The sequence below is a fragment of the Streptomyces sp. NPDC088097 genome, from assembly GCF_044741845.1.
GTDB lineage: Bacteria > Actinomycetota > Actinomycetes > Streptomycetales > Streptomycetaceae > Streptomyces.
In genome coordinates, this window is sequence record NZ_JBIUTJ010000009.1 from 130628 (window position 1) to 150849 (window position 20222).

The window sequence follows — 20222 nt, forward strand, 5'->3', positions numbered from 1 at the left end:
AACCCGAAAGCATGGCCAGTGACCGCCACGGACCGCTCCATCGAGCTCATCACCGCCGCCGCCCAGGCCGCGGCCGACCGGCTCGCGCACGACATCATCGCGTACGACGTCAGCGATGTGCTGTCGATCACCGACGCCTTCCTGCTCGCCTCCGCGCCCAACGACCGCCAGGTCAAGTCGATCGTGGACGAGATCGAAGAGCAGCTGCTCAAGCAGCTCGGCGCCAAGCCGGTGCGCCGCGAGGGCGACCGCGACGCCCGCTGGATCCTGCTCGACTACGTCGACATCGTCGTCCACGTCCAGCACAGCGAAGAGCGCGTCTTCTACGCGCTGGAGCGCCTGTGGAAGGACTGCCCCGAGATCGAGCTGCCCCACGACGCCAAGCTCACCATCGGCAAGGCCGAGGAGCACGCCAAGCTGCGCGAGGCGCAGGGCGACGAGGACCCGGACGGTGATCTGTTCTGAGCACGGCGAACTCGGGCAAGTCCGCACGGAAGATCGTCCTCTGGCGACACGGTCAGACCTCGTGGAACCTGGAGCGACGCTTCCAGGGCTCCACGGACATCGAGCTGACCGAGACCGGTGTGGCGCAGGCGCGCCGCGCCGCCCGGCTGCTCGCCTCTCTGGGGCCTGACGCCATCGTGGCCTCCGACCTGCGGCGGGCCTCCGCCACGGCCGCCGAACTGGCCGCCGTCACGGGCCTGCCCGTGGAGCACGACGAGGCGCTCCGGGAGACGTACGCCGGCGAGTGGCAGGGCCTCACCCACGACGAGATCCTCCACAAGTACGGCGAGCAGTACGCGGCGTGGAAGCGCGGCGAGGCCGTGCGCCGCGGCGGCGGCGAGCTGGAGACCGAGGTCGCCGACCGGGCCGCCCCGGTCGTGCTGCGCCACGCCGACGCGCTGCCGGAGGGCGGCACGCTCGTCGTCGTCAGCCACGGCGGCACCATCCGTACGACGATCGGGCGCCTGCTGGGCCTGGACTCGTACTACTGGGAAGGCCTCGGCGGCCTCTCCAACTGCTGCTGGTCCGTCCTCGGCGAGGGCGCGCGGGGCTGGCGCCTCATGGAGCACAACGCCGGCACACTGCCGGAACCGGTGCTCGGCGACGACGACTGATCCGCCGGTCCGACCCCCGCGTCGGTCCTGCCGGGCCGCCCGCGAGAGTGCCGCGGGGCGGCTCGGACCCGGATTTCACTTTCCGGCTGGTCGCAGGCTAGAGTTCTTCTTGTTCGCAGCGAAGAACACCGGAAACGGAAGACGCGCCGCGGAGAGCGGGGCTATAGCTCAGTTGGTAGAGCGCCTGCATGGCATGCAGGAGGTCTGGAGTTCAATTCTCCATAGCTCCACAATCAGGATCCCGTCCCCAACAGGGGGCGGGATCTTTGCGTTTGCTCTCTTTTGCCTGCTGACCCGCCCCGTACCGGCATGGCAGAATCGGACCGCCGGAGGGGGACACGACGGCCCGACGCGGGAGGGAGTCGCTGACGGATGGGTGCACACCGGCGGCGGTGCGACTGGTGCAACAACGGCACGCCGATCGTGCGGGACATGGACCCGATCCATTCCGACTACCAGTACTGGTGCGAGGAATGCGCGAGGGCGCTGATCATAAAGGGCGACCCCATCGAGACGTACCGGGAGCTGGAAGGGGAGCCGATCTACGGCCGGCTGCTCGACGAGCACTGCACGCTCAAGCGGTTCTACCAGTTCGCCAGGGCCTGACGGGGCGACAGGAGCCGTGATCGAACCAGCCCGAAACGGACATGGCTCGGGCCCTGCGGAAACCGATTTTTGGACCAGGGCCATGACCGTGTAATGTTTGGGACGTCGCCAAGGAGAGCCCGCGAGGGAAGCCGGAACGGCGAGCGGGACCAGCAAGACCAGCAGTACGAGGGGCTATAGCTCAGTTGGTAGAGCGCCTGCATGGCATGCAGGAGGTCTGGAGTTCAATTCTCCATAGCTCCACAGTGAAGAAGCGGGCCACCCGGATCGGGTGGCCCGCTTCTCGTCGTGCCCCGCTTCCGTGCGTCCTCGGGCGCTCCGTGCGTGCGTCCTTGCGTGCCTCGGGGTGAGTGCGCCCTCTGTACGGAACGGCCGGGCGGGTGTAGGGGTCGCTGCGGTACCCTGACGCCATGCGTGCCGTACGCCTTCTGCTTACCGAGCCGCGCTGACCGGTACCGACCCTCAGACGGTCGGCATCAGCGCGGCGCCCCCTCCTGTGCGAGGGGTTTTTTCGTTTGGGCAGGCAGAGACGGCAGAGACGATCGATGGAGCTTCAGAAATCATGAGCGAGACGAACACCCCGGCCCCCGAGGCGGCCGAGGGGCACCGTTACACGGCTGCCATGGCCGCCGACATCGAGGCACGCTGGCAGGACGTCTGGGACGCGGAGGGCACCTACGAGGCCCCGAACCCCACCGGTGACCTGGCCGGCGACCCCGCGGTCGCCGCACGGCCCAAGAAGTTCATCATGGACATGTTCCCGTACCCCTCGGGTGCGGGCCTGCACGTCGGCCACCCGCTCGGGTACATCGCCACCGACGTCTACGCCCGCCACCAGCGGATGTCGGGCCACAACGTCCTGCACACCCTGGGCTTCGACGCCTTCGGGCTGCCGGCCGAGCAGTACGCCGTGCAGACCGGCACGCACCCGCGCGTGTCCACCGAGGCCAACATGGAGAACATGAAGGTCCAGCTGCGCCGGCTGGGCCTGGGCCACGACAAGCGCCGCTCGTTCGCGACGATCGACCCGGACTACTACAAGTGGACCCAGTGGATCTTCCTGCAGATCTACAACTCCTTCTACGACGCCGACGCGCAGAAGGCCCGCCCCATCTCCGAGCTGGTCGCCGCCTTCGAGGACGGCTCCCGTGAGGTCCCCGGCCGCCGCGCCTGGGCCGAGCTGACCGCCGGCGAGCGGGCCGACGTACTGAACGGCTTCCGGCTGGCCTACGCCTCCGACGCGCCGGTCAACTGGTGCCCCGGGCTGGGCACCGTACTGGCCAACGAGGAGGTCACCGCGGACGGCCGTTCCGAGCGCGGCAACTTCCCGGTCTTCAAGGCCAAGCTGAGCCAGTGGAACATGCGGATCACCGCGTACGCCGACCGACTGCTGGACGACCTGGACCCGCTGGACTGGCCCGAGGCCATCAAGCTGCAGCAGCGCAACTGGATCGGCCGCAGCGAGGGCGCGCGCGTCGACTTCGCCGTCGGCGGGGCCGGTGCGATCACCGTCTTCACCACGCGTCCCGACACCCTGTTCGGTGCCACCTACATGGTGCTGGCGCCCGAGCACGAGCTGGTCGCCTCCATCGTCCCGGCCACCTGGCCCGAGGGCACCCACTCCGTGTGGACCGGCGGCTACGCCACCCCGGCCGAGGCCGTCGACGCGTACCGCAAGCAGGCCGCCTCGAAGTCGGACGTCGAGCGGCAGGCCGAGGCCAAGGACAAGACCGGTGTCTTCACCGGCGCGTACGCGACCAACCCGGTCAGCGGCGAGCAGGTCCCCGTCTTCATCGCCGACTACGTGCTGATGGGCTACGGCACCGGCGCGATCATGGCCGTGCCCGCGCACGACGCCCGCGACTTCGAGTTCGCCCGCGCCTTCGAACTGCCGATGCGCTGCGTCGTGCAGCCGTCCGACGACCGCGGCACCGACCCCGCGACGTGGGCGGACGCGTTCGTCTCGTACGACGCGGAGCTGGTGAACTCCACCGGCGAAGGCATCGCGCTGGACGGGCTGGACGTGGTCACGGCCAAGGCCACCATCACCGACTGGCTGGCCGAGCGCGGCATCGGTGAGGGCACCGTCAACTTCCGGCTGCGCGACTGGCTGTTCAGCCGCCAGCGGTACTGGGGCGAGCCCTTCCCGATCGTCTACGACGAGGACGGCGTCGCGCACGCGCTGCCCGCGTCGATGCTGCCCCTGGAGCTGCCGGAGGTCGAGGACTACTCGCCGCGCACCTTCGAGCCCGACGACGCCGGCTCCAAGCCCGAGACCCCGCTGTCCCGCAACGAGGACTGGGTGAACGTCGAGCTGGACCTGGGCGACGGGGCGGGCGTCAAGCGCTACCGCCGCGAGACCAACACCATGCCGAACTGGGCCGGCTCCTGCTGGTACGAGCTGCGCTACCTGGACCCGAACAACGCCTCGGCGCTGGTGGACCCGGAGATCGAGCAGTACTGGATGGGCCCGCGCGAGGGCGCGCCGCTCGGCGGCGTCGACCTGTACGTGGGCGGCGCCGAGCACGCGGTGCTGCACCTGCTGTACGCCCGCTTCTGGTCGAAGGTGCTGTTCGACCTGGGCCACGTCTCGTCGGCCGAGCCGTTCCACAAGCTGTTCAACCAGGGCATGATCCAGGCGTACGCGTACACCGACGCGCGCGGTGTGTACGTCCCGGCGGCCGAGGTCGAGGAGCGCGACGGCCGCTACTTCTACCGTGACGAGCCCGTCAAGCGCGAGCACGGCAAGATGGGCAAGTCCCTGAAGAACGCCGTCACCCCGGACGAGATCTGCGAGGAATACGGCGCCGACACCCTGCGCCTGTACGAGATGGCGATGGGCCCGCTGGACGTCTCGCGTCCGTGGGACACCCGCGCCGTGGTCGGCCAGTACCGCCTGCTGCAGCGCCTGTGGCGCAACGTGGTGGACGAGGAGACCGGCGAGGTCACCGTCGTGGACGGGGAGCCGGACGAGGCCACCCTGCGCGTGCTGCACAAGGCGATCGACGGAGCCGGCGCGGACCTGGCGGGCCTGCGGTTCAACACCGCCATCGCCAAGATCACCGAGCTGAACAACGCCCTGACGAAGGCCGGCCGTCCGCTGGAGCGCTCGGTCGCGGAGCGGCTGGTCCTGCTGGTGGCCCCGCTGGCCCCGCACATCGCGGAGGAGCTGTGGCGCCGCCTGGGTCACACCGACTCGGTCGTCCACCAGGACTTCCCGGTCGCCGACCCGGCGTACGTCGTGGACGAGACGGTGACCTGTGTCGTCCAGGTCAAGGGCAAGGTCAAGGCCCGTCTGGAGGTCTCGCCGACCATCTCCGACGCTGAGCTGGAGCAGCTGGCGGTCACCGACGAGGGCGTGGTCGCGGCTCTGGGCGGCGCGGAGATCCGCAAGGTGATCGTGCGCGCGCCGAAGCTGGTGAACATCGTCATCTGAGGTGATCTGAGGTCGGCCGAGGTCGGCTGAGGTCATCTGGCGTTGGCTGACGTCATCTGGCGTCGGCTGACGTCGGCCGACTCGGCGCAGGGGTGTGGAGGGGCGTTTCCAGTCCTCTGTAGGGGAGATCCCGTACGGGCAGGTTGGGGGTTCGATTGGAACCCCCGGCCTGCCTTTGGCGTTTACGGTGGAAGGGACGCACTGACGAGGACGCACCGACAAGGGCGCGGTGGCAGCGGCGCGGCGGCGAAAGGGAACCTCATGGAGGCGGGCGCTTTGATCATTTTTGCCCTGATGATGCTGTTCGCCTTCTTGGGGTTGGGTGCGTGGGTCACGGTGAAGGCGGTCGGCGCGGCGAAGCGCGGCGTGGACCGGACGATCACGCAGGCCCGCCGGACCGTGGAGGACACCACCCTGAAGGCGAAGAGCTTCGGGCAGGTCGGGGTCACGGGGGCGCTGGCCCAGCTGAGGCTGGACCTGCGGACCTCGATGCGGTCCACGCAGCAGGCGCTGTACCAAGGGGTGCAGACGGACGCCTCGCTCCAGGAGTCCATCGCGCTCTTCGAGCGGCTGAGCGCGCACGGTCACGAGCTGGACGACCAACTCAAGCGACTGGAGCAGGAGCCGGACCGCAAGCGCATCGCGGAGAACCTGCCGGACCTCCGCGAACGCGCCAAGAAGATCATCGAGTCCGCGGACTCGCTGCGCTGGGCCGCCCGCGACCGTGCGCGACGGTTCGCCGAGGACGACCTGACCGACCTCTCCGCGCAGATCGAGGTCGAATCGGGCGCGCTGCGGGACTGGTCCCGCGCATCGGTCGACGACCTCACGGCCGCGGCGGCGGACTGGGACGAGCGGGAGGCCGCGGCAGGCGGGGCGGGGACGGCGGGGACGGCGGGGGCTTCGACGCCGCGCGCCGAGGAGCCCCGACCGGCCGCGCTGAACCCCTCCGCACCGCCTACCGCCTACGCGTGGCAAAAGACCCGCAGGCCGGAAGCCACCACCTGAGGGGAAGCCGGCCGGGCTGTTTCCGCGCCGCGTCCACCGGGTGCGGTGGGCCCTGAGGGGCGGCCGCGGGTACGCCGGGCCGGGGCCGAGCTGCCGGACCCGCCTCGCGGACGGTAACCTCCGGCTCATGTCCCGCCATGTCGCGATCGTCACCGATTCCACGGCCTACCTGCCCCCACCGGCGATGGCGCGCCACGGAATCACCTCCGTACCCCTGACCGTGGTCCTGGGGGACGAGGCCCTCGAAGAGGGGACGGAGATCTCGGCCCGCAGCCTCGCGATCGCCCTGCAGAAGCGCCGTTCGGTCACCACCTCCCGCCCCGGCCCCGAGGAGTTCGTACGGGCCTACCGGGCAGCCGCCGAGGCGGGCGCACCCGGCATCGTCAGCCTCCACCTGTCCGCCGAGTTCTCCGGCACCTACGACGCCGCCGTGGTCGCCGCCAAGACGGCCCCCGTGCCGGTCCGGGTGGTCGACACCGGGATGGTCGCGATGGCGTTGGGCTTCTGCGCCCTCGCCGCCGCGGAGACCGCCGAGGCCGGTGGGTCCATCGAGGAGATCGTGGCCGCCGCCGAGAAGCGGGCGGCCGACATGTCGGCGTACTTCTACGTGGACACCCTCGACTACCTCCGCCGCGGAGGGCGGATCGGGGCGGCGCAGGCGCTGCTCGGCTCGGCGCTGGCGGTCAAGCCGCTGCTGACGCTGGAGGGCGGGCGGATCGAGATGCTGGAGAAGGTGCGCACCGCCTCCAAGGCCATCGCGCGGCTGGAGGAACTCGCCGTCGAGCGGGCGGGCACCGGAAGCGTCGATGTCGCCGTTCACCACCTGGCGGCCCCGGAGCGCGCGGAGAAGTTGGCCCAGCGGCTGCGCGAGCGGATCCCGGGCCTGGTGGAACTGCACGTCAGCGAGGTCGGTGCGGTGATCGGCGCACACACCGGTCCGGGGTTGTTGGCGGCCGTCGTATCGCCACGCTGATCACCCGGAAGGGTGGCCCGGTTGTCCACAACGGGGCCCCCATCCACCGGAATTGAAGGTTCCGAGCGGGGTTCGGGCGGCGGGCCTAGCGTCGGGACATGACTCTACGAATGCCAACGCCGACTCCGACTCCGACTCCGACTCCGACTCCGACTCCTGCTCCCATGCGAACGACAACGTCGGCGCCGACGCGTGCTGGGCACTTCTCGGGATTTCCCGGTGCCGGTGCCGGTGCCGGTGCCGGTGCCAGTGTGGGTGTGGGTGTGGGTGCGGGTGTCGGGGTTCGGTCTCGTGCCGGTGGCCGGCGTCGCGTCCGCTCCCGATACGGCTCCCGCTCCCGTGCCCGGACCGGTCCGGATCCGGAACTCGTGCGCAGGCGGGCCGAGGCGCTGCTTTCGGGGACGGCTCCGCCCGGCTCGGAGCCGGGATTGCCGGCGCCGTCGGGGGGTGCGGGGCGCAGGCCCGAGGGGGAGCCCGGGCCCGAGGTGTGGGTCGACGCCGAGGCCGAGCCAGAGGCCGAGTTCGATGGCGAGCCCGATGCCGCGCTTGCTGCGGGGGCTTCTTCGGGGGCCGGTCCCGGCGTGGTGGCGGCACCCCCGCAGGGTGGGGGTGTGCGGTGGCCGGCCGTGCGGGAGCGGATCCCGGTGTGGTTGCAGGCCCGCTGTGGGGTGGAGCCGAGGGCGGTGGCCGCCGTCGCGGTGGTCCTGGTCGCGGCGGTCGGGTTCGCCGCCCAGCAGTACTGGTCGGCCCGGCCGGAACCGGTGACGGCTCCCGCGGTGGTCACCCCCGCCCCGGCCCCCGGACCCCCGCCCCTGGCCGGAGCCGGGCCGACGGCTTCGGGGGCCCGGATCGTGGTGGACGTCGGCGGCAAGGTCCGCAGCCCCGGTGTGCGCAGGCTCCCCGGCGGTTCGCGGGTCGAGGACGCCCTCTCCGCCGCCGGGGGAGTGAGGCCGGGCGCCGACACCACCGGGCTCAACCGGGCCCGGATCCTCGTCGACGGCGAACAGGTGCTGGTGGGCGTACCGGCGCAGCCGCCGCCGGTAGGGGGCTTACAGCAGCCCGGAGGCGCCGGTGCGGGGCCGCTGAGCCTCGCCGGAGCGACCGTCGAGCAGCTGGACGCGCTGCCCGGGGTCGGCCCGGTGCTCGCGCGGCACATCGTCGAGTTCCGTACCGCCCGGGGCGGCTTCCGGGCCGTGGAGGAACTCCGGCAGGTCACCGGGATCGGGGAGCGCAGGTTCGCCGACCTGCGTGGGCTGGTGCGGCTGTGAGCGGGCCGGAGGTCGCCGCCCGCGCGTCCGGGCACGCGGAGGACGGGCCGGTCGACCTGCGGCTGGCGGGGCCCGCGGTGGCGGCCTGGGGAGCGACCGCCCTGGCCCTCGGGGCGCCCGTCGGGTGGACCGCCGCCGGAGCGGGCCTCGCGGTGGTCGCGGCCGGGACGGCGCTCGTGGTCGGCCGGCGCCGGACGCGACCGGCGTGGCGGGCCGGCGCGGCCGTGGCCGCCGTCCTGCTCTGCGCGGGAGCCGGGGCGGCGGTGGCCGGGCTGGAGCGGGCCGAGGCGCGGGCGGGGCCCGTGGTGGGGCTGGCCGGGAAGCACGCCCGGGTCCTCGCGGAGCTGACCGTGGGCTCGGACCCCCGCAGGGCCGGGGGTGGGGGCGGGCCGCCGGTGGTGGTGCTGGACGCGGTCGTGACCCGGGTGACGGGCCCCGACGGGGCGCGGACCCGGGTGGAGACGCCCGTGCGGGTCCTGGCCGGGCACCCGGGATGGGCCCGGCTCCAGCCCTCGACCCGGGTCGAGGTGGTCGCGGCGCTGGCCCCGGCCCGGGGCAACGAGCGGGCCGTGGCCCTGCTCCGGCCCGGCGCGGACACCCCGCCCCGGGTGACCGGCGGCCCGACCGCCGTCCAGCGGATCGCCGGGCACCTGCGCGCCGGGCTGCGGGAGGCCACCGACGGGCTCCCGGCCGACGCCAGGGCCCTGCTGCCGGGGCTGGTGGTCGGGGACACCTCCAGGGTTCCGGACGACCTCCACGCGGCCTTCAAGGCCACCGACCTGCTGCACCTGTTGGCCGTCTCCGGATCCAACCTCACCGTGGTGCTGATGCTGCTCATCGGGCCGCCGGGCAGCGCGCAGCACGTCGAGCGGAGGGGGCTCGCGCCCCGTCTGGGGCTCTCCCTGCGGGCCACGGCACTGGGCGGGGCCGCGCTGACGCTGGCCTTCGTCGTGGTCTGCCGGCCCGAGCCGAGCGTGCTGCGCGCCGCCGCCTGCGGGGCCGTGACCCTCCTGGCACTCGCCACCGGGCGCCGCAGGGCCCTGATCCCCGCCCTGGCCGCCGCCGTCCTGCTGCTGGTCCTGTACGACCCCTGGCTGGCCCGCGGCTACGGCTTCCTGCTCTCGGTGCTGGCCACTGGGGCCCTGCTGACCCTGGGACCCCGGTGGAGCGGGGCGCTGCGGCGGCGTGGGGTGCGCCCGCGCCTGGCCGAGGCGCTCGGGGCCGCCGCCGCAGCGCAGGCCGTGTGTGCCCCGGTGGTGGTCGTGCTCTCCGCCCGGGTGAGCCTGGTCGCGGTGCCCTGCAACCTGCTGGCGGAACTCGCGGCCGGGCCGGCCACGGTGCTCGGCTTCGCGGCACTGGCCGTGGCCCCCCTGTACATGCCGGCGGCGGAGCTGCTCGCCTGGTGCGCGGGGGTCCCGGCCGGGTGGATCGCCGGCGTGGCCCGGGCCGGGGCGCGGCTGCCGGGGGCGGAGCTGCCGTGGCCGGGCGGGCTCGCGGGCGGGTTGCTGCTCGGCGCCGTCACGCTGCTCCTGGTGGTGCTGGGGGCCAGGTTCGGGAGGCGGCGCGGGGTGTGCGTGACCCTGGTCGTGCTGCTGCTCGTCGTGGTGCTGAGGCCGCCGCAGTTGACCCGTACGCTCTCCGGCTGGCCGCCGCCGGACTGGCGCTACGTCCAGTGCGCGGTCGGTCAGGGGGACGCCGCGGTCCTCGCCGCCGGACCCGGCAGCGCCGTCGTGGTGGACGCCGGGCCCGAGCCGGGCGCGGTGGACGCCTGCCTGCGGGCCCTGGAGGTCCGGCGGGTCCCGCTGCTCCTGCTCACGCACTTCCACGCCGACCACGTGGGAGGGCTCGCGGGGGTGTTGCGGGGGCGGTCCGTGGGTGTGATTCAGACCACCACGCTGGAGGAGCCGCCCGGGCAGGCGGCCTTGGTCCGGCGGGCCGCGGCGGCGGCCCGGGTGCCCGTGGTGGCGGCCGTCGCGGGGGAGCGGCGAAGGGTCGGGCCGCTGGAGTGGCAGGTGCTGTGGCCGGCGCCGGCGGGGCCGCGGCCGGAGGGCGCCAACGACGCGAGCGTCGCGTTGCTGGTGCGCACCGGAGGCCTGACGATCCTGTTGCTGGGCGACCTCGAACCCCCTTCCCAGGAAGCCCTCTTGAGGCAATACCCCGAGCTGGGGCCGGTGGACGTGCTGAAGGTGGCGCACCACGGTTCGGCCCACCAGGACCCCGGACTGCAGGACCGGATCCGGCCACGGCTCGCAGTCGTCCCGGTCGGTGAGGGCAACCGGTACGGGCATCCCGCGCCGGACACCCTCGCACGGCTCCGGGCCAGGGGATCGACGGTCCTGCGCACCGATACGGACGGCTCGGTGGCGGTGTCCGGGAGCGGTCCGGACCTACGTGCGTTTCCAGCCGGACGGCGAAGGGGGCGGCGCGGGCATACCGGGCGCGACCATTCTGTTTGCCCCCAACCCGACAGCATGATCGAATGCCTCTTCGCCAGAGCGGTCCAAGTCCACACAGCACGGGGGTGCATCAGCCATGTTCAGTCGCCGACGGGGGATGGATACGGTCGGAGGTGCCGGTTCGCAGTCAACCGCGACGCTCACACTGCCGCACACGGCGAAGCTGTTGAGTTGTCGGGTGCTCGATACCGTCCACCAACCGGTCCGCCAGGCGAAGTTCGAGGTGACCGATCCGATCGGGCGCCGCGTCGTCAGCGGAGAGACCGATCCGTACGGGGGATTCACCGCGGCCGTGCCGGAGGGCGAGTACCGGCTCTCCGTCACCGCCGAGGGCTACGCGCCCTTCCACGGGGCGACGCTCGTGGGGGATCCGGCACAGCCCGGCACCGCGGAGATCATCCTGGACTCGGTGGAGCCGCCGCTGCTGCCGCAGCCCGGGCACTGGGAGCTCGATCCGACGCACTCCTCGATCGGCTTCACCGCACGGCACATCGGCTTCGCGCGGATCCACGGCCGCTTCGGCACCTTCGCGGGGGCGGTGCGGATAGCGGAGCGCATGGAGGACTCCTCCATGCACGTGATCATCGACGCGGCGAGCATCGACACCGGACTGAGGATGCGCGACGACCACCTCAGGTCGGCGGACTTCCTGGACGCGGCCCGCTTCCCGACGGTGGAGTTCTACAGCGAGCGGTTCATCCACCGGGGCGGGAGCCGCTGGACGGTCGCGGGCGCGCTCACCCTGCACGGCGTCAGCCGCACCGTCACCCTGGACACCCAGTACCTGGGCAACGGGACCGGCCTGGAGGGCGAACCCCGCGCGGCCTGCCGGGCCACCGCGGAACTGCAGCGCGAGGACTTCACGCTGAACTGGCAGTCGATCCTGGCGCACGGCATCGCGGCGATCGGTTCGCGCGTGGAAGTGACGCTGGACGTGCAGATCGTGCACAAGGCGTAGGCGTAGGCGTAGGGGTAGACCGCGGCGGCGGAGGCCGCCCGGGGTCGCGGGGGCCTAGGGGGCTTCGAGCCAGCCCTCGTACTCGGCGGCGAGGTCGTCCAGGGCGGTGGGGTCGAGGCGCTCCTCGGGGTCCTCCAGGACCACCAACCACTGGGCGTCCTCGGCGTCGTCCTCGCCGGCGAGGGCGTCGCGCACCAGGCGGGGTTCTTCCGGGGGGCCGAAGCGGTCCACGGCTTCCCGGGCCACCTCCTCGGCGGCGTCGCGGTCGGGCAGGACCAGTACATGTCGCACGTTCACGGGACCATTCTCGGGTACCGGCGGAGGGGGACTGTCGGTGCGGCGTGGGATGCTGGAGCCGATGGCCACCAGGAAGAACTCCACCGACGACCTGCTCGCCCCGCTCACCCTCGCGGTGGGGCAGGAGGACCTGCTGCTCGACCGTGCCGTGCGGGAGATCGTGACGGCGGCCCGGGCGACCGACGCCGACACGGACGTGCGGGACCTGAACTCCGATCAGCTCCAGCCGGGCACGCTCGCGGAGCTGACCAGCCCCTCCCTGTTCTCCGAGCGCAAGGTCCTCGTCGTGCGCAACGCGCAGGACCTCGGCGCGGACACGGTCAAGGAGGTCAAGGCGTACCTCGCCGCCCCCTACGAGGAGATCTCCCTCGTGCTCCTGCACGCGGGCGGGGTCAAGGGCAAGGGACTGCTGGACGCGGCCCGCAAGGCGGGTGCCCGGGAGGTCGCCTGCCCGAAGATGACCAAGCCGGCGGACCGACTGTCTTTCGTTCGGGGGGAGTTCAGGACGCTGGGACGTTCGGCCACCCCGGAGGCCTGCCAGACCCTGGTCGACGCCATCGGCAGTGACCTGCGGGAGCTGGCGAGCGCGGCGGCGCAGCTGTGCGCGGACGTCGAGGGCACCATCGACGAGGCCGTGGTGGGCCGGTACTACACCGGCCGGGCCGAGGCCTCCAGCTTCACGGTCGCCGACCGGGCGGTCGAGGGCCGGGCGGCGGAGGCCCTGGAAGCCCTGCGCTGGTCCCTGTCCACCGGGGTGGCCCCGGTGCTGATCACCAGCGCCCTGGCCCAAGCGGTGCGGGCGATCGGAAAGCTGGCCTCCGCCCCGCGCGGGGCCCGGCCGGGCGACCTCGCACGGGACCTCGGCATGCCGCCCTGGAAGATCGACCGGGTCCGCCAGCAGATGCGCGGCTGGTCGGCGGACGCCGTCTCGGACGCGCTGCGCGCGGTGGCCGTGGCCGACGCGGGGGTGAAGGGCGGGGGCTCCGACCCCGAGTACGCCTTGGAGAAGGCCGTGGTCGCCGTGGCCCGTGCGGCCCGCCCCCAGCGCCAGTAGGTCGTCGGGCCGTCCCTTTCGGATCCGGCCCGCCCGCGGCGCGCGGTGGGCCCAAGTCCGCGCCTCGACCCGTCGCAGCCGCCGCCCCACCGCCCCCGGACCCACCGCCCCCCGGACTCCCTGCCCCCGGGCAGCACGAAGGCCCCGGCCGCCGCCCTGGGGAAGGGTGGTGGTCGGGGCCTTCGTCGACTGCTTGGTTGCGCCGCACCCGCGTGGCGAACGCAGGCCGCGTGCGGCGCGGAGTGCCGGTCCGGAGCGGGAGAGAGGGCCCGCTGGGTCCTTACCGGCGTTTCACATCAGGAGCTCAGCCCTGCAGGGAGGCAACCTTGGTGGCCAGCGCCGACTTCTTGTTGGCGGCGGCGTTCTTGTGGATGACACCCTTCGAGACAGCCTTGTCGAGCGCACGCGAGGCGTCGCGAGAAGCCACGGTGGCCTTCTCGACGTCACCGGCGACGACGGCCTCGCGGGCCTTGCGGATCGCGGTCTTGAGCGAGGACTTGACGGCCTTGTTGCGCAGGCGCGCCTTCTCGTTCGTCTTGTTCCGCTTGATCTGGGACTTGATGTTCGCCACGAAAGAGCCTTTTCAGGTTCAGAGTTTGATCTTCGGAGTGCGTCCCGACAGCCGTGAGGCCATACGAGACACAGCTGCCCAGGCTACCAGCCACCCTCCGACCGGCCCAAACCGAGCGCACTGCCCCGTCCATGGGACCATGGGAGCCTGCGTACAGATCCGACATCGCGCGCCGACGAGGGCGACGAGATTCGAACCTTCGCTCAGACTTCGTTCCGACCGCGACCCGAGAATCAGGACACTGCGTGCCCGCCATCCCCAGCCACGTGCCCGAGCCGAGCCGTACCGACCCGGCGCTGATCCGCAACTTCTGCATCATCGCGCACATCGACCACGGCAAGTCGACCCTCGCCGACCGGATGCTCCAGCTCACCGGTGTGGTGGACTCGCGGCAGATGCGCGCCCAGTACCTCGACCGCATGGACATCGAGCGTGAGCGCGGCATCACGATCAAGTCGCAGGCGGTCCGTCTGCCCTGGGCGCCCACGGTGGGCGACGGCAAGGGCGACACGCACATCCTGAACATGATCGACACGCCGGGCCACGTCGACTTCACCTACGAGGTCTCCCGCTCGCTGGCCGCCTGCGAGGGCACGGTCCTCCTGGTGGACGCCGCGCAGGGCATCGAGGCGCAGACCCTCGCCAACCTGTACCTGGCGATGGAGAAGGACCTCGCGATCGTTCCGGTCCTGAACAAGATCGACCTGCCGGCCGCCCAGCCGGAGAAGTTCGCCGAGGAGCTCGCGAACCTGGTCGGCTGCCAGCCGGAGGACGTGCTGCGCGTCTCCGCGAAGACCGGTGTCGGCGTGGACGCCCTGCTCGACAAGATCGTCGCCACCGTGCCGGCCCCGGTCGGAGCCAAGGCCGCCCCCGCCCGCGCGATGATCTTCGACTCGGTCTACGACTCGTACCGCGGTGTCGTGACGTACGTCCGTGTCGTCGACGGTCAGCTCAACAAGCGTGAGCGCATCCGGATGATGTCCACCGGCGCCACCCATGAGCTGCTGGAGATCGGTGTCTCCTCCCCGGAGATGACCCCGTCCGACGGCATCGGCGTCGGCGAGGTGGGCTACATCATCACCGGCGTGAAGGACGTCCGTCAGTCCAAGGTCGGTGACACCATCACCAGCCTGCACAACGGCGCGACCGAGGCCCTCGGCGGCTACAAGGACCCGCGCCCGATGGTCTTCTCGGGCCTCTACCCGCTCGACGGTTCGGACTACCCGGACCTGCGCGAGGCCCTGGACAAGCTTCAGCTCAACGACGCCGCGCTCGTCTACGAGCCGGAGACCTCGGCCGCGCTGGGCTTCGGCTTCCGCGTCGGTTTCCTCGGCCTGCTGCACCTGGACGTGGTCCGCGAGCGCCTGGAGCGCGAGTTCGGCCTCGACCTGATCGCCACCGCGCCGAACGTGGTCTACCGGGTCGTCCTGGAGGACGGCAAGGAAGTCACCGTCACCAACCCGAGCGAGTTCCCCGAGGGCAAGATCTCGGACGTGTTCGAGCCGGTCGTCCGGGCCACCCTGCTCGCGCCCTCCGAGTTCATCGGCGCGATCATGGAGCTGTGCCAGCAGCGCCGCGGCACCCTCCTGGGCATGGACTACCTCTCCGAGGACCGGGTCGAGATCCGCTACACCCTCCCGCTCGCCGAGATCGTCTTCGACTTCTTCGACCAGCTGAAGTCCAAGACGCGCGGTTACGCCTCCCTCGACTACGAGCCCACCGGCGAGCAGGCCTCCGGACTGGTCAAGGTCGACATCCTGCTGCACGGCGACAAGGTCGACGCCTTCTCCGCCGTCACGCACAAGGACGCCGCCTACGCCTACGGCGTGCGCCTCGTCGCCAAGCTGCGCGAGCTCATCCCGCGGCAGGCCTTCGAGATCCCGATCCAGGCGGCCATCGGCTCCCGCGTCATCGCCCGCGAGACCATCCGCGCCATCCGCAAGGACGTCCTCGCCAAGTGCTACGGCGGTGACATCTCCCGTAAGCGGAAGCTGCTGGAGAAGCAGAAGGAAGGCAAGAAGCGGATGAAGATGGTCGGCTCCGTGGAGGTCCCGCAGGAGGCCTTCATCGCCGTCCTCTCCAGCGACGAGTCCGGCGGCAAGAAGAAGTGACCGGCCGGTAACCAACGGCGAGCACCTCGGGTGTTCGCCAAGGGCGGGTAAAGAAGTACCCTCGCCCCATGTCGTGCGAAAAGGGCCCCCATGCGGACGCATGGGGGCCCTTTTCGTTATGAAGCGGCGGCTCGGAGGCACTTACGCGCCGGGCGCGCGGCCTTTACCCTGATCACTGCTCGATGGTTACTCGCCAGTTTAAAAACTAGCCGGCCACACACCCGGTGGCCGCACCGCCAGTCCCATGCGCCCCACGCCCACGCCCTGCCGCGTGGACCCGGTCCGGAGGATGTCGTGAGCGACACACACACCTTGATCGAGAACCGTCCGCCCTCCGTGGCGGCCCTCTTCCTTGACCGCGTCGCCGCCACGCCGAACGCGGAGGCGTACCGCTTCCCCGTCCCCGCGGCCGGCCCCGGGGCGGGCCCCGACGACTGGAAGTCGATGAGCTGGGGGCAGGCGGCCGAGCGGGTCTTCGCCATCGCCGCCGGGCTGATCTCCCTCGGCATCGAGTCCGAGCAGCGGGTCGCGCTCGCCTCCAACACCCGGGTCGAGTGGATCCTCGCCGACCTCGGCGTGATGTGCGCGGGCGGCGCCGTCACCACGATCTACCCCAGCACCAACGCCGACGAGTGCGCCTTCATCCTCTCGGACTCCGAGAGCCGCGTACTGATCGCCGAGGACGCCGCCCAGCTGGCCAAGGCCCGCGAACGCCGCGCCGACCTGCCGGAGCTGGCCCACGTGGTCGTCCTGGACGCGGCCGACGCCCTCGCCGCCGAGGGGGACCCGGACGGCTGGGTGCTCTCCCTGGCCGAGCTGGAGGCACGCGGCAAGGAGCACCTCGCCAAGCACCCCGAGGTGGTCAGGGAGCGGATCGCGGCCATCACCGCCGACCAGCTCGCCACCCTGATCTACACCTCCGGCACCACCGGCCGCCCCAAGGGCGTCCGACTGCCGCACGACAACTGGTCGTACATGGCCAAGGCCACCGTGGCCACCGGCCTGATCACCAAGGACGACGTCCAATACCTGTGGCTGCCGCTGGCGCACGTCTTCGGCAAGGTGCTGACCTCCGGCCAGATCGAGGTCGGCCACGTCACCGCCGTGGACGGCCGCATCGACAAGATCATCGAGAACCTGCCGATCGTGCAGCCGACCTACATGGCGGCCGTCCCGCGCATCTTCGAGAAGGTCTACAACGGGGTCGCCGCGAAGGCCCGCGCCGGCGGCGGCGCCAAGTACAAGATCTTCCAGTGGTCGGTCGGAGTGGCCCGCGAGTACGCCAAGGTCACCCAGGACAACTTCCGCCGCACCGGTCTCGCGAGCGCCCCCTTCGCGCTGAACACCAAGCACAAGATCGCCGACGCGCTCGTCTACTCCAAGCTCCGCGAGGCCTTCGGCGGCAACCTCCGCGCCGCCGTCTCCGGGGCCTCCGCCCTCGCCCCGGACATCGGCTACTTCTTCTCCGGCGCCGGCATCCACATCCTGGAGGGCTACGGCCTGACCGAGTCCAGCGCGGCCTCCTTCGTCAACCCCGGCGAGGCCTACCGCACCGGCACCGTCGGCAAGCCGCTGCCCGGCACCGAGGTCCGGATCGCCGACGACGGCGAGGTCCTGCTGCGCGGCCCCGGCATCATGCAGGGCTACCACCGTCAGCCCGAGAAGACCGCCGAGGTCCTGGAGAGCGACGGCTGGCTGCACACCGGCGACATCGGCGAACTCTCGCCCGACGGGTACCTGCGCATCACCGACCGCAAGAAGGACCTGATCAAGACCTCCGGCGGCAAGTACGTCGCCCCGGCGGAGATCGAGGGCCGCTTCAAGGCGATCTGCCCCTACGTCTCCACCATCGTGGTCCACGGCGCCGACCGGAACTTCTGCTCGGCCCTGATCGCCCTCGACGAACCGTCCCTGCTGGTCTGGGCCGCCGACAACGGCCTGGAGGGCAAGACCTACGGCGAGGTCCTCGCGGCCCCCGAGACCAACCGGCTGATCGAGACCTACGTCCAGACCCTCAACGAGGACCTCCAACGCTGGCAGACGGTCAAGAAGTTCCGCATCCTGCCCCGCGACCTCGACGTCGAACACGGCGACCTGACCCCCAGCCTCAAGCTGAAGCGCCCGGTCGTCGAGAAGGAGTTCAAGCACCTCATCGACGAGATGTACGCGGGCTCCCGCGAGGCCTGAGCCCGACCCCGCCGCCCCCGGCCGGCGCCGCCCCCGGTCCGCACCGGGCCGGGAGCGGCGCCGAGTGCGGGACAATGGGGGCATGCCTTCCGCACTGCCCGACGGTGAACCCATGCCCGAAGACGGCTCCCTGCCGTCGCACGCCCTGGCGGGTGCCGGGGACCGGCCGCTCGGGTTCTACCTGCACGTGCCCTACTGCGCCACGCGCTGCGGGTACTGCGACTTCAACACCTACACGGCCACCGAGCTGCGGGGCACCGGCGGCGTGCTCGCCTCCCGTGACAACTACGCCGACACCCTGATCGACGAGGTCCGCCTCGCCCGCAAGGTGCTCGGCGACGACCCCCGGGCCGTACGGACCGTCTTCGTCGGCGGCGGCACGCCCACCCTGCTGCCGGCGGCCGACCTGGTACGCATGCTCGGGGCCATCCGGGACGAGTTCGGGCTGGCCGAGGACGCCGAGATCACCACCGAGGCCAACCCCGATTCCGTGGACCCGGCGTACCTGGCCGAGCTGCGCGCGGGCGGCTTCAACCGGATCTCCTTCGGCATGCAGAGCGCCAAGCAGCACGTCCTGAAGGTCCTCGACCGCACCCACACCCCCGGGCGTCCCGAGGCGTGCGTGGCCGAGGCCCGCGCGGCCGGGTTCGAGCACGTCAACCTGGACCTGATCTACGGCACGCCGGGGGAGTCGGACCAGGACTGGCGCGACACCCTGGCCGCCGCCATCGGAGCCGGGCCCGACCACGTCTCGGCGTACGCCCTGATCGTCGAGGAGGGCACCCAGCTGGCCCGCCGGATCCGCCGCGGCGAGGTCCCGATGACCGACGACGACGTGCACGCCGACCGGTACCTGATCGCCGACTCCGTGATGGCCGAGGCCGGCTACCACTGGTACGAGGTGTCGAACTGGGCCACCACCGAGGCCGGCCGCTGCCTGCACAACGAGCTGTACTGGCGCGGCGCCGACTGGTGGGGCGCCGGACCGGGCGCCCACTCGCACGTCGGCGGGGTCCGCTGGTGGAACGTGAAGCACCCCGGCGCCTACGCGGCGGCCCTGGCCGAGGGGCGCTCCCCCGGCGCCGGCCGCGAGCTGCTCCCGGCCGAGGACCGGCGCGTGGAGCGGATCCTGCTGGAGCTGCGCCTGGTCGACGGCGTACCGCTGTCGCTGCTGGCCCCCGCCGGGCTCGCCGCGGCCGGGCGGGCGCTCGCGGACGGGCTGCTGGAGCCGGGTCCGTACGGGGCCGGGAGGGCGGTGCTGACCCTGCGCGGGCGGCTGCTCGCCGACGCCGTGGTGCGGGACCTGGTCGACTGACGGGGACCCGACCGGCGCGGCGCCCCGCTCAGGGGGCCGCGCCGAAGCTCAGGGGGCCGTGACGAAGTCGATCAGCTCCTCGACCCGGCCCAGCAGGGTCGGCTCCAGGTCCCGGTACGAGGTCACCCGCGACAGGATGTGCTGCCAGGCGGCCCCGGTGTTCTCCGGCCAGCCCAGGGCGCGGCAGACGCCCGTCTTCCAGTCCTGCCCGCGCGGCACCACCGGCCACGCCGGGATGCCGAGGGCGGAGGGCTTCACGGCCTGCCAGACGTCCACGTACGGGTGGCCCACCACCAGCACGTCCGGAGAGGTCACGGCCGCCGCCAGCCGGGACTCCTTCGAGCCGGCCACCAGGTGGTCCACCAGCACGCCCAGCCGGGCGTCGGGGGCCGGCGCGAACTCGGCCACCACCGCCGGGAGGTCGTCGATGCCCTCCAGGTACTCCACGACGACGCCCTCGACGCGCAGGTCGTCACCCCAGACCCGCTCCACCAGCTCGGCGTCGTGGCGGCCCTCCACGTAGATCCGCCCGGCCCGCGCGACCCGCGCCCGGGCCCCCGGCACCGCGAGCGAGCCGGAAGCCGTACGGGCGGGCGCGGCGGGCGCCCGTGCGGGGCGGACCAGGGTGACCACGGCGCCGTCCAGCAGGAAGCCGGCCGGCTCCATCGGGAACACCCGCCGCTTGCCGAAGCGGTCCTCCAGGGTCACCGTGCCCGCCTCGCAGCCCACGACCGCCCCGCAGAAGTCGCCGCCCGCCACCTCGACCACCAGGTCGGGATCGGCCGGCACCTCGGGCACCGCCTTGGGGCGCTTCCACTGCGGGGTCAGGTCGGGTGAGTACTCGCGCATCCGGCCGACGATAGG

15 protein-coding genes, 2 tRNA genes and 1 pseudogene are annotated in these 20222 nt (G+C 72.2%); 15 read left to right on the forward strand and 3 right to left on the reverse strand.

Annotated elements, in window-relative coordinates; translation table 11 throughout:
• The first annotated feature begins 18 nt into the window (after window positions 1–18).
• The 11 genes and pseudogenes from rsfS (at window position 19) to ACIOD1_RS24215 (ending at window position 11823) form a co-directional block, all read left to right on the forward strand.
• Window positions 19–465 carry a ribosome silencing factor gene (gene rsfS, locus ACIOD1_RS24165; RefSeq protein WP_365614642.1) on the forward strand — a complete coding sequence of 149 codons (447 nt, stop codon included), beginning with the start codon at window positions 19–21 and terminating at the stop codon, window positions 463–465.
• A complete protein-coding gene (locus ACIOD1_RS24170) occupies window positions 462–1118 on the forward strand; it encodes a histidine phosphatase family protein (RefSeq protein ID WP_365615044.1) in 657 nt (218 codons plus the stop codon). The genes rsfS and ACIOD1_RS24170 overlap by 4 nt, the downstream gene beginning before the upstream one ends.
• Before the next feature lie 157 nt (window positions 1119–1275).
• Window positions 1276–1348 (forward strand) — tRNA-Ala (locus ACIOD1_RS24175).
• Window positions 1349–1490: 142 nt separating this feature from the next.
• The gene (locus tag ACIOD1_RS24180; protein WP_365614640.1) at window positions 1491–1724 is read left to right on the forward strand and encodes a hypothetical protein; all 234 of its coding nucleotides are present in this window, start codon (window positions 1491–1493) and stop codon (window positions 1722–1724) included.
• Between the two features lie 170 nt (window positions 1725–1894).
• Window positions 1895–1967, forward strand: a tRNA-Ala gene (locus ACIOD1_RS24185).
• 319 nt (window positions 1968–2286) lie between these two features.
• Window positions 2287–5160 carry a leucine--tRNA ligase gene (gene leuS, locus ACIOD1_RS24190; protein WP_365614637.1) on the forward strand — a complete coding sequence of 958 codons (2874 nt, stop codon included), beginning with the start codon at window positions 2287–2289 and terminating at the stop codon, window positions 5158–5160.
• Between the two features lie 261 nt (window positions 5161–5421).
• Window positions 5422–6168 (forward strand): hypothetical protein, encoded by a 747-nt coding sequence (locus tag ACIOD1_RS24195; protein WP_365614634.1) that lies wholly within the window; start codon window positions 5422–5424, stop codon window positions 6166–6168.
• 127 nt (window positions 6169–6295) lie between these two features.
• Window positions 6296–7141 carry a DegV family protein gene (locus ACIOD1_RS24200; RefSeq protein ID WP_365614632.1) on the forward strand — a complete coding sequence of 282 codons (846 nt, stop codon included), beginning with the start codon at window positions 6296–6298 and terminating at the stop codon, window positions 7139–7141.
• 611 nt (window positions 7142–7752) lie between these two features.
• Window positions 7753–8409 carry a helix-hairpin-helix domain-containing protein gene (locus tag ACIOD1_RS24205; protein WP_401904545.1) on the forward strand — a complete coding sequence of 219 codons (657 nt, stop codon included), beginning with the start codon at window positions 7753–7755 and terminating at the stop codon, window positions 8407–8409.
• Window positions 8406–10805 (forward strand): annotated as a pseudogene (locus tag ACIOD1_RS24210) (ComEC/Rec2 family competence protein); the annotation flags it as partial. The gene ACIOD1_RS24205 and the pseudogene ACIOD1_RS24210, both read left to right, overlap by 4 nt.
• Window positions 10806–10941: 136 nt before the next feature.
• Entirely contained in the window at window positions 10942–11823 is an 882-nt protein-coding gene (locus tag ACIOD1_RS24215) for a YceI family protein (RefSeq protein WP_401904548.1), read from the forward strand.
• 54 nt (window positions 11824–11877) lie between these two features.
• Here ACIOD1_RS24215 and ACIOD1_RS24220 read toward each other — a convergent pair whose 3' ends face one another.
• Window positions 11878–12120: a hypothetical protein gene (locus ACIOD1_RS24220; RefSeq protein ID WP_365614625.1), complete on the reverse strand. Its 243-nt coding sequence runs from the start codon at window positions 12118–12120 to the stop codon at window positions 11878–11880.
• Between the two features lie 61 nt (window positions 12121–12181).
• Between ACIOD1_RS24220 and holA the strand changes: the two genes are divergently transcribed.
• Window positions 12182–13174 carry a DNA polymerase III subunit delta gene (holA, locus tag ACIOD1_RS24225; RefSeq protein WP_401904551.1) on the forward strand — a complete coding sequence of 331 codons (993 nt, stop codon included), beginning with the start codon at window positions 12182–12184 and terminating at the stop codon, window positions 13172–13174.
• A 304-nt stretch (window positions 13175–13478) separates the two neighbouring features.
• Here holA and rpsT read toward each other — a convergent pair whose 3' ends face one another.
• Window positions 13479–13745, reverse strand: coding sequence for a 30S ribosomal protein S20 (gene rpsT / locus ACIOD1_RS24230; protein WP_365614618.1), 267 nt, complete (start codon window positions 13743–13745; stop codon window positions 13479–13481).
• A gap of 245 nt (window positions 13746–13990) precedes the next feature.
• Between rpsT and lepA the strand changes: the two genes are divergently transcribed.
• From lepA to hemW, 3 genes are all read left to right on the forward strand, one after another.
• Entirely contained in the window at window positions 13991–15856 is a 1866-nt protein-coding gene (lepA, locus tag ACIOD1_RS24235) for a translation elongation factor 4 (RefSeq protein WP_365614615.1), read from the forward strand.
• A gap of 294 nt (window positions 15857–16150) precedes the next feature.
• Window positions 16151–18043 (forward strand): AMP-dependent synthetase/ligase, encoded by a 1893-nt coding sequence (locus tag ACIOD1_RS24240; protein ID WP_365614612.1) that lies wholly within the window; start codon window positions 16151–16153, stop codon window positions 18041–18043.
• 82 nt (window positions 18044–18125) lie between these two features.
• A complete protein-coding gene (hemW, locus tag ACIOD1_RS24245; protein WP_365614609.1) occupies window positions 18126–19358 on the forward strand; it encodes a radical SAM family heme chaperone HemW in 1233 nt (410 codons plus the stop codon).
• A gap of 48 nt (window positions 19359–19406) precedes the next feature.
• Here hemW and ACIOD1_RS24250 read toward each other — a convergent pair whose 3' ends face one another.
• Entirely contained in the window at window positions 19407–20207 is an 801-nt protein-coding gene (locus ACIOD1_RS24250; protein ID WP_401904556.1) for a DUF3097 domain-containing protein, read from the reverse strand.
• Between the last annotated feature and the right edge of the window lie 15 nt (window positions 20208–20222).

Bases quoted from the DNA above. Each gene is read 5' to 3' on its own strand.
- ACIOD1_RS24215 (WP_401904548.1), top strand. From the start codon at position 10,942: ATGTTCAGTCGCCGACGGGGGATGGATACGGTCGGAGGTGCCGGTTCG.
- holA (WP_401904551.1), top strand. From the start codon at position 12,182: ATGGCCACCAGGAAGAACTCCACCGACGACCTGCTCGCCCCGCTCACC.
- ACIOD1_RS24195 (WP_365614634.1), top strand. From the start codon at position 5,422: ATGGAGGCGGGCGCTTTGATCATTTTTGCCCTGATGATGCTGTTCGCC.
- leuS (WP_365614637.1), top strand. From the start codon at position 2,287: ATGAGCGAGACGAACACCCCGGCCCCCGAGGCGGCCGAGGGGCACCGT.
- ACIOD1_RS24200 (WP_365614632.1), top strand. From the start codon at position 6,296: ATGTCCCGCCATGTCGCGATCGTCACCGATTCCACGGCCTACCTGCCC.
- ACIOD1_RS24180 (WP_365614640.1), top strand. From the start codon at position 1,491: ATGGGTGCACACCGGCGGCGGTGCGACTGGTGCAACAACGGCACGCCG.
- hemW (WP_365614609.1), top strand. From the start codon at position 18,126: ATGCCTTCCGCACTGCCCGACGGTGAACCCATGCCCGAAGACGGCTCC.
- ACIOD1_RS24250 (WP_401904556.1), bottom strand. From the start codon at position 20,207: ATGCGCGAGTACTCACCCGACCTGACCCCGCAGTGGAAGCGCCCCAAG.